The organism is Bacillus sp. PK6-025 (assembly GCF_056530265.1).
This window is the reverse complement of record NZ_CP096509.1, coordinates 941,039-950,000: the sequence shown is the minus strand read 5'-3', so window position 1 is coordinate 950,000 and position 8,962 is coordinate 941,039. Positions and strand designations below refer to the sequence as shown.

Annotated in this window: 7 protein-coding genes and 2 rRNA genes (1 of these 9 only partly in view); 3 read left to right on the top strand and 6 right to left on the bottom strand. The window is 47.2% G+C overall.

What is annotated here, in order from left to right; translation table 11 throughout:
* From M1D67_RS04745 to M1D67_RS04735, 3 genes are all read right to left on the bottom strand, one after another.
* Window positions 1-694, bottom strand: a 23S ribosomal RNA gene (locus M1D67_RS04745); it reaches 2,236 nt to the left of the window's first position.
* A gap of 171 nt (window positions 695-865) precedes the next feature.
* Window positions 866-2,415, bottom strand: a 16S ribosomal RNA gene (locus M1D67_RS04740).
* Together the 16S and 23S rRNA genes form the textbook arrangement of a ribosomal RNA operon.
* A gap of 225 nt (window positions 2,416-2,640) precedes the next feature.
* The gene (locus M1D67_RS04735; RefSeq protein ID WP_020450641.1) at window positions 2,641-3,525 is read right to left on the bottom strand and encodes a nucleotidyltransferase-like protein; all 885 of its coding nucleotides are present in this window, start codon (window positions 3,523-3,525) and stop codon (window positions 2,641-2,643) included.
* Window positions 3,526-3,743: 218 nt separating this feature from the next.
* On the opposite strand from M1D67_RS04735, the gene M1D67_RS04730 reads away from it, so the two are divergent.
* Window positions 3,744-4,091, top strand: a complete 348-nt coding sequence (locus tag M1D67_RS04730) for a YgzB family protein (RefSeq protein ID WP_020450640.1) — start codon at window positions 3,744-3,746, stop codon at window positions 4,089-4,091.
* A 48-nt stretch (window positions 4,092-4,139) separates the two neighbouring features.
* Here the strand turns inward: M1D67_RS04730 and perR are convergent, their stop codons facing one another.
* Both perR and bcp read right to left on the bottom strand, forming a co-directional pair.
* Complete coding sequence (perR, locus tag M1D67_RS04725) at window positions 4,140-4,577, bottom strand: peroxide-responsive transcriptional repressor PerR (protein ID WP_003179961.1); 438 nt, start codon at window positions 4,575-4,577, stop codon at window positions 4,140-4,142.
* Between the two features lie 212 nt (window positions 4,578-4,789).
* Window positions 4,790-5,263 carry a thioredoxin-dependent thiol peroxidase gene (gene bcp / locus M1D67_RS04720; RefSeq protein ID WP_023855987.1) on the bottom strand — a complete coding sequence of 158 codons (474 nt, stop codon included), beginning with the start codon at window positions 5,261-5,263 and terminating at the stop codon, window positions 4,790-4,792.
* A 154-nt stretch (window positions 5,264-5,417) separates the two neighbouring features.
* Between bcp and M1D67_RS04715 the strand changes: the two genes are divergently transcribed.
* Window positions 5,418-6,716: a glutamate-1-semialdehyde 2,1-aminomutase gene (locus tag M1D67_RS04715; protein ID WP_026580616.1), complete on the top strand. Its 1,299-nt coding sequence runs from the start codon at window positions 5,418-5,420 to the stop codon at window positions 6,714-6,716.
* Window positions 6,717-6,967: 251 nt separating this feature from the next.
* Window positions 6,968-8,038 carry an FUSC family protein gene (locus M1D67_RS04710; RefSeq protein ID WP_020450637.1) on the top strand — a complete coding sequence of 357 codons (1,071 nt, stop codon included), beginning with the start codon at window positions 6,968-6,970 and terminating at the stop codon, window positions 8,036-8,038.
* 30 nt (window positions 8,039-8,068) lie between these two features.
* Here the strand turns inward: M1D67_RS04710 and M1D67_RS04705 are convergent, their stop codons facing one another.
* Window positions 8,069-8,959 (bottom strand): ABC transporter permease, encoded by an 891-nt coding sequence (locus M1D67_RS04705; RefSeq protein WP_020450635.1) that lies wholly within the window; start codon window positions 8,957-8,959, stop codon window positions 8,069-8,071.
* Window positions 8,960-8,962: the final 3 nt, after the last annotated feature.

Sequence of the window (8,962 nt, the reverse complement as noted above, 5' to 3'; positions counted from 1 at the left end):
CTATTCAGACTCGCTTTCGCTGCGGCTCCGTCTTTTCAAACTTAACCTTGCACGGGATCGTAACTCGCCGGTTCATTCTACAAAAGGCACGCCATCACCCGTTAACGGGCTCTGACTACTTGTAGGCACACGGTTTCAGGATCTCTTTCACTCCCCTTCCGGGGTGCTTTTCACCTTTCCCTCACGGTACTGGTTCACTATCGGTCACTAGGGAGTATTTAGCCTTGGGAGATGGTCCTCCCGGATTCCGACGGAATTTCACGTGTTCCGCCGTACTCAGGATCCACTCAGGAGAGAACGAAGTTTTGACTACAGGGCTGTTACCTCCTATGGCGGGCCTTTCCAGACCTCTTCATCTACCTCGTTCCTTTGTAACTCCGTACAGAGTGTCCTACAACCCCAAGAGGCAAGCCTCTTGGTTTGGGCTGTTCCCGTTTCGCTCGCCGCTACTCAGGGAATCGCATTTGCTTTCTCTTCCTCCGGGTACTTAGATGTTTCAGTTCCCCGGGTCTGCCTTCTCATATCCTATGAATTCAGATATGGATACTGCTCCATTACGAGCAGTGGGTTTCCCCATTCGGAAATCTCCGGATCAAAGCTTGCTTACAGCTCCCCGAAGCATATCGGTGTTCGTCCCGTCCTTCATCGGCTCCTAGTGCCAAGGCATCCACCGTGCGCCCTTTCTAACTTAACCGTTAAAAAGAATCACTACGTGATATCTTGCATTACTAATTGAATGTGATGTCTACTGTTATCTAGTTTTCAAAGAACACGCTTTGAAGGAATGATCCTTCAAAACTAAACAAGATCTAAACGCACCTGTCTATAAGACCGCAAGGTCTTATATTCCGTATAATATCCTTAGAAAGGAGGTGATCCAGCCGCACCTTCCGATACGGCTACCTTGTTACGACTTCACCCCAATCATCTGTCCCACCTTCGGCGGCTGGCTCCAAAAGGTTACCTCACCGACTTCGGGTGTTACAAACTCTCGTGGTGTGACGGGCGGTGTGTACAAGGCCCGGGAACGTATTCACCGCGGCATGCTGATCCGCGATTACTAGCGATTCCAGCTTCACGCAGTCGAGTTGCAGACTGCGATCCGAACTGAGAACAGATTTGTGGGATTGGCTTAGCCTCGCGGCTTCGCTGCCCTTTGTTCTGCCCATTGTAGCACGTGTGTAGCCCAGGTCATAAGGGGCATGATGATTTGACGTCATCCCCACCTTCCTCCGGTTTGTCACCGGCAGTCACCTTAGAGTGCCCAACTGAATGCTGGCAACTAAGATCAAGGGTTGCGCTCGTTGCGGGACTTAACCCAACATCTCACGACACGAGCTGACGACAACCATGCACCACCTGTCACTCTGCCCCCGAAGGGGAAGCCCTATCTCTAGGGTTGTCAGAGGATGTCAAGACCTGGTAAGGTTCTTCGCGTTGCTTCGAATTAAACCACATGCTCCACCGCTTGTGCGGGCCCCCGTCAATTCCTTTGAGTTTCAGTCTTGCGACCGTACTCCCCAGGCGGAGTGCTTAATGCGTTTGCTGCAGCACTAAAGGGCGGAAACCCTCTAACACTTAGCACTCATCGTTTACGGCGTGGACTACCAGGGTATCTAATCCTGTTCGCTCCCCACGCTTTCGCGCCTCAGCGTCAGTTACAGACCAGAGAGTCGCCTTCGCCACTGGTGTTCCTCCACATCTCTACGCATTTCACCGCTACACGTGGAATTCCACTCTCCTCTTCTGCACTCAAGTTCCCCAGTTTCCAATGACCCTCCCCGGTTGAGCCGGGGGCTTTCACATCAGACTTAAGAAACCGCCTGCGCGCGCTTTACGCCCAATAATTCCGGACAACGCTTGCCACCTACGTATTACCGCGGCTGCTGGCACGTAGTTAGCCGTGGCTTTCTGGTTAGGTACCGTCAAGGTACCGCCCTATTCGAACGGTACTTGTTCTTCCCTAACAACAGAGTTTTACGATCCGAAAACCTTCATCACTCACGCGGCGTTGCTCCGTCAGACTTTCGTCCATTGCGGAAGATTCCCTACTGCTGCCTCCCGTAGGAGTCTGGGCCGTGTCTCAGTCCCAGTGTGGCCGATCACCCTCTCAGGTCGGCTACGCATCGTTGCCTTGGTGAGCCGTTACCTCACCAACTAGCTAATGCGCCGCGGGTCCATCTGTAAGTGGTAGCTAAAAGCCACCTTTTATAATTGAACCATGCGGTTCAATCAAGTATCCGGTATTAGCCCCGGTTTCCCGGAGTTATCCCAGTCTTACAGGCAGGTTACCCACGTGTTACTCACCCGTCCGCCGCTAACATCAGGGAGCAAGCTCCCATCTGTCCGCTCGACTTGCATGTATTAGGCACGCCGCCAGCGTTCGTCCTGAGCCAGGATCAAACTCTCCATGAAGTTTGATAATGACTACGCACATTCGCATGTGCGATTTATTTAATGAATTAACAGGTACGTTTGTCTTGTTTAGTTTTCAAAGATCATTTCCGCTCCTGTCCGAAGCGACTTTATTAGTATAACATTTTCAACAAGGAGTGTCAAATGTTTTTTTGTTTTTTCGTCGCTGCTGCTTTCAGTTCAAAAACCGTTCCGCTAACAGCGACGCTTAATAATATATCACCGTTATAAATTAGTGTCAACACTTTTTTTGATAAAATATCCTCGGTGAAAAATCTTTTGGCCCTTTGTCTCAATCGGCTTGACTCCGACTAAGTCCTTTTCAGCCAAGAACTCCAGTATGACTCCCAGGTCTGCCGTGAAATACTTGAGATCCGGATGCTTGAGAAGATCGGCAAATTGCCAAACCTCTTTTTCATCCATGACATTGAGAATATGTGCGGCCCCGATTTCGGCTTTTGAATGAATGAGAAAATCGCTTGCGAGAAATAATAACTCCAGCCGTTTTTGCAAGCTTTCATTGCTCTCAATTAATTCCTTATACAATTTATAAACCTGAGGCTCCATGTGGCGGACTTGGTTCCATACCGTAACTTCTGGGTGAAAACCTTTATCGATCACTTCGATTCTGGCCAAATGATGGAGGGCGTGTACGATGGAATTGTAGGCGTCCAAAAATTGACCGTCCTCAAAAAACGATTTCCCTTCTATATATCTTCTGATTAATTTCCCATATTCAAGTCCGATTTTTAGTTTTCTTTCTGAAAACGGAAATGTATTAAGCTGCTCAATCAGCTTGGCGATAAATTCGTTTCGGTCGAAAAGCACCTTTCCATTGAGGACCCAGTCTATGATTCTTCTATTTGTTCCGAGCAAAATCCATTCCTGAAGCTGTTCAACAGAAATAATATGAAGAGAAGCCGTTTTTCCGTCGAACTCATAATGCTTCACGAATACAGGGTCTTCAGCCTTATTAACGATAATCAACAATGCCGCATCAAAATTATCTGTCGCAGATGAGGTTTGATTTCTCCTCTCAATCAGCATGACAGCGAGTGTGTCAGGGCGGCTTGCTCTTTCTTGGTAAATCGGACGGAGAAGATTTTCCATCACCATTCCTCCAATACGATGTAAATGCGTTGCTCTAAAAGCTTCTCTCTTGTTTCTACCTATTTCTACGAGCCAATAAAAACTCCTTTATTTTGAAAACACATTGAATTATTATAATCAATTTCCCCAAAACTCTCTATAGAAATTTTCCAATTGATTCGTTTTAATTAAAGAATAACACATCTTTTCTATGCTATATTAGAGACAGGGGGATGGATATGGCAAAATACTCTAGCAAAATCAACAAAATCAGAACGTTTGCGTTAAGCCTTGTATTTATAGGCTTCATTATTATGTATGTCGGGATCTTTTTTAGGTCCTCGATCCTCTTGATGTCGGTGTTTATGATCTTGGGGGTATTGTCTATCTTGTTGAGCACAGCGGTTTATTTTTGGATCGGCATGCTTTCAACGAAAGCGGTTCAAGTCGTCTGTCCAAACTGTGAAAAACCGACCAAGATTTTAGGCCGGGTCGATATGTGCATGCATTGCAGGGAGCCTCTGACACTGGATAAAAACCTCGAAGGAAAAGAGTTTAACGAATCGTATAATCGAAAGTCTCAGTAGATACTGCAATAAAAATAAGCTGACCGTTAAAAAAGCGGCCAGCTCTTTTTAATGGCTTTCTTTTTTGTCGCATTCCTGACATAAACCGTATATCTCCAGTCTATGGTGACTGACTTTGAATCCTGTCACATGTGAAGCCAGCTGCTCCACTTCGTCGAGGCCGGGATAATGAAAGTCGACGATTTTCCCACAGCGTTCGCAAATTGCGTGATAATGCTCGGATGTCACGAAGTCAAACCGGCTGGAGGAATCTCCGTACGTTAATTCCTTAACGAGCCCTGATTCCTTAAAAACCCGCAAATTGTTGTAAACCGTTGCTACGCTCATGTTTGGAAATTTCCCTTCCAGAGCTTTATATATATCATCTGCAGTTGGATGAGACATAGAATTCACGAGAAATTCCAGAATGGCATGACGTTGAGGAGTAATTCGCACCCCGGTTTCCTTCAACGCTTCCAACGCTTCTTTCAGGTTATGTTCAGCCATCGTCATGCACCTCTCTTCTAAAAAAAATTCTTACATTATAACGTTTATAATTAGTGTAACTCCTGATCAGAATCTTTGTCAATTCCAATCCCTGTGAAAAAGCTATTTTTAAGGCGAAAAAGGCCGATATGATCAGCATGTCCGGTCAGACAGACGAATATGAGCGTAAAAAGAGACCAAACTAAAATACAGTCCGGCCTCCCGCAAGAGCTTTACGCTTCCGCGATTTCTTTTACTGCTTGAAGCGCTTCTGCGACATGGTCTTTTACCTTTACTTTCCGCCACTCTTTCACAAGGCGGCCTTCTTTATCAATCAGGAATGTCGACCGTTCAACACCCATGTATTCCTTGCCGAAATTCTTCTTCAGCTTCCATACGTCAAAGCTTTCAGCGAGCTTGTGTTCATCATCGACGAGCAGCAGAAACGGCAGATCGTGTTTCTGCTTGAATTTTTCATGTCTTGTCTGGTCGTCAGGGCTGACTCCGATGATGACGGCATCAAGTTCAGCAAAGCTTTCATGTCGGTCTCTGAAATCGCACGCTTCCGTTGTGCATCCCGGCGTCATATCTTTCGGGTAAAAATAGAGCACGACATACTTTCCTTCAAAATCCGACAGCTTTACTTTTTCTCCGTGATCACCCAGCAGTTCAATATCAGGCACCTTTTGTCCAATTTCAACAGTCATTGTTTTGCCTCCTGTTATGTTTAATCGCTTGCTTTCCCCCATTATAAAAAACAGCGCCGTCTTGTTCAAATGTTCGGCGGCTTCTTTTTGCTCTCTGTCCGCCTCGTGTTACAATATAGAAATAGATAAAAGGTGCAGAAATGAGGAGGATATTATGCAGCATACTCAATCTGAAAAGCTTCATGAAGAAGCTCTTCAACATATAGTCGGAGGCGTCAACAGCCCCTCAAGGTCTTACAAAGCGGTCGGCGGCGGTTCTCCCGTCGCGATGGAAAGGGGAAGCGGCGCTTATTTTTGGGATGTAGACGGCAACAAATACATAGACTATCTTGCCGCCTACGGACCGATTATTACGGGTCACGCTCACCCGCATATCACAAAAGCGATTCAAACAGCTGCTGAGAACGGGGTGCTTTACGGCACGCCGACAAAGCATGAAGTGACATTTGCCAAGATGCTTAAAGAAGCGATTCCTGCCTTGGATAAAGTGAGATTCGTCAATTCAGGAACGGAAGCCGTGATGACGACGATTCGCGTCGCCCGGGCCTATACAGGCAGAACGAAAATCATCAAGTTCGCCGGCTGCTACCACGGCCATTCCGATCTTGTGCTGGTGGCGGCCGGTTCAGGTCCGTCAACGCTCGGCACACCTGATTCAGCGGGGGTTCCAAAAAGCATCGCCAACGAGGTGATTACCGTTCCTTTCAATGATATCGACAGCTATAAAGAAGCGCTCGATAAATGGGGGGACGATATTGCGGCAGTTCTCGTTGAACCGATTGTTGGAAACTTCGGGATCGTTGAACCGAAAAGCGGATTTCTCGAACAGGTCAATGAACTGACACATAATGCAGGAGCGCTTGTCATCTATGATGAAGTTATCACCGCCTTCCGCTTTATGTACGGCGGCGCCCAGGATCTTCTTGGCGTCAAACCTGATTTGACGGCGCTCGGCAAAATCATCGGCGGCGGCCTGCCGATCGGCGCATACGGAGGCAAAAAAGAGATTATGGAACAAGTCGCACCGCTCGGACCTGCTTATCAAGCGGGCACGATGGCGGGGAATCCGGCTTCGATCCTCTCAGGTATCGCCTGTCTTGAAGTGCTGAAAGAAAAAGGCACATACGAAAAACTTGACCGCCTCGGCGCTATGCTTGAAGAAGGTATCCTGGGACACGCCGAAACCCACGGCATCAACATCACTGTCAACCGTCTTAAAGGCGCGCTCACCGTATACTTTACGAACGAAAAAGTCGAAAACTATGAGCAAGCCGAAAATACGGACGGAGAAATGTTCGCTGCCTTTTTCAAACTGATGCTTGAGCGCGGTGTTAATCTTGCGCCTTCAAAATATGAAGCATGGTTTATCACCACCGCGCACACGGAAGAGGACATTAAAGCGACGCTTAAAGCCGTGGATGACTCATTTAAACAATTGAAACAACGCATATAAAAAGAGAGCGGGTCCGCTCTCTTTTTATCAAATGCGGAGCACTTTGTAAACGCGGTGAACAGGCACTTTTCACCGGCTTGTTTTTCTTTTTTGTCAATGATTTGTTTTTTCTTAAAAATGGGTTGAATATTTCGGAAGATCGCTGTATATTACTTTATTGTTTGGCAAATTAACAGAGAGGGAATGTTCAATACAATTCATTTTCTGTAAAGAACGAATTTTATTATAGAAAGGGATGCAAGTACAGCCTAATGAAACTTGGTGCCCGTATTTTCAAAACAGGCATTGCCATTACGCTTGCGCTTTACCTCGCGTCTTGGCTCGGCCTTCCGACTCCTGTCTTCGCGGGAATCGCGGCTATCTTCGCGATACAGCCTTCGATCTATCGTTCATTTTTGACGATTGTCGATCAAGTGCAGGCGAACATAATCGGAGCTGCCACAGCCATTATTTTTGGACTTATTTTCGAACCCAGTCCGATCATCATCGGATTGACGGCGGTAATCGTCATTACGATCAACCTGAAGCTGAAGATCGAGAATACAATTTCGATCGCTCTCGTCACCGTTATTGCCATATTGGAGAGCTCCGGCGACAACTTTTTATGGTTTGCCTTGGTGAGAACCGGAACGGTTATTTTGGGTGTATTGTCTGCGTTCCTGGTCAACCTGATTTTTCTGCCGCCTAAATATGAAACGAAGCTCGTCAGCCATGTTGTTGAAAATACAGATGAAGTCATTAAATGGATCAGATTGTTGACGCGGAAGACAACGGAACACTCCATGCTGAAAGAAGACATTGAAAAGCTGAAAGAAAAAATGATGAAGGTCGATCACCTTTACTTGCTTTACAAAGAAGAAAGAAGCTATTTAAAACGTTCCACATATGTAAAACAGCGAAAGCTCGTGCTGTTCAGACAGGCGATCATTGCATCGAACCGCGCGCTTGATGCTTTGAAAAAACTGCACCGGCTTGAAAACGAGTTTTGTCATATGCCTGAAGAATTTCAAGAAACGCTGGTCGAAGAGCTTGATTATCTTCTCCATTGGCACGAGCGAATTTTAATGAGATTCGTCGGCAGGATTAAAACGCAGGATCACGTCGACCTTCACGAAGAAGGAGACGTGTACAAACAGCACTTGACCGAATCATTCCTGAAAAACCAGGACAAATTGAAAGAAGAACTGTTGGACTACAATATGCTGACCATTATGGCGAGCACCGTAGAATACCGAGAACAGCTTGAACATTTGGAAACCTTGCTCACAAGCTTTCAGACGTACCACAAAAAAGACAGCGAGCTTGAAGTTGAGGAAGAGTAAACCGGTTAACGAATACGTTAACCGGTTTTTTTATTTTCCTTCCTTCATTTTCGGATCAAGGGTGTCGCGCAGGCCGTCTCCCATCAGATTAAAGCCGAGCACGGTCAGCATGATCGCAAATCCCGGAAAAAATAATGTCCACGGGGCCTGCGCCAAATAAGGCCGGGCATCCGCAAGCATTTTTCCCCACTCCGGGTTCGGCGCCTGCGCCCCCAACCCTAAAAATCCGAGCGCGGCCGCTTCTATAATCGCCGTTCCAATATTCAGTGTCGCTTGAACGATAACCGGGGCCATGCTGTTGGGAAGAATGTGTTTAAACATCATCCTCATATTGGACATCCCGACAGCACGCGCAGATAAGACATATTCCTCCTGCCTGATGCTGAGCACTTTTGAACGAACGAGCCTGCCAAACGTCGGAACGTTGATGATGGCGATGGCAATCAGGGCATTTTCAAGGGAAGGCCCGAGAATCGCCACAATGGCGATCGCCAGCAGAATGCTGGGAAACGCGAGCATGATATCAAACAGCCGCGAAATCAACGCATCAGCCCATCTGCCGTAAAAACCGGCGATCAGCCCTAACAGCGTCCCCGCCAAGGCCGATGCCAGACAGGAGAAAAAGCCGACCCATAAAGACAGCCTCGCGCCGTACAGCACCCTTGAAAAAATATCCCTGCCAAAATCGTCCGTTCCAAAAAGGTGTTCAGCAGACGGAGCGGCAAGCCTGTCTGACAGTGACTGGTCGTTTATTCCATAGGGTGCGATGAGCGGCGCGAAGATGGCCAGCAGGATAAACAGCGCGACTAAAATCGTGCCGGCGGCAGCCAGTTTATGCTCAAAGAACCGCCGAATATGTTCCGCCAAAGGCGAACGCACCTTCACGTCCTCCCTCTGCTGTTCATTTTGAAGCACAACCACATT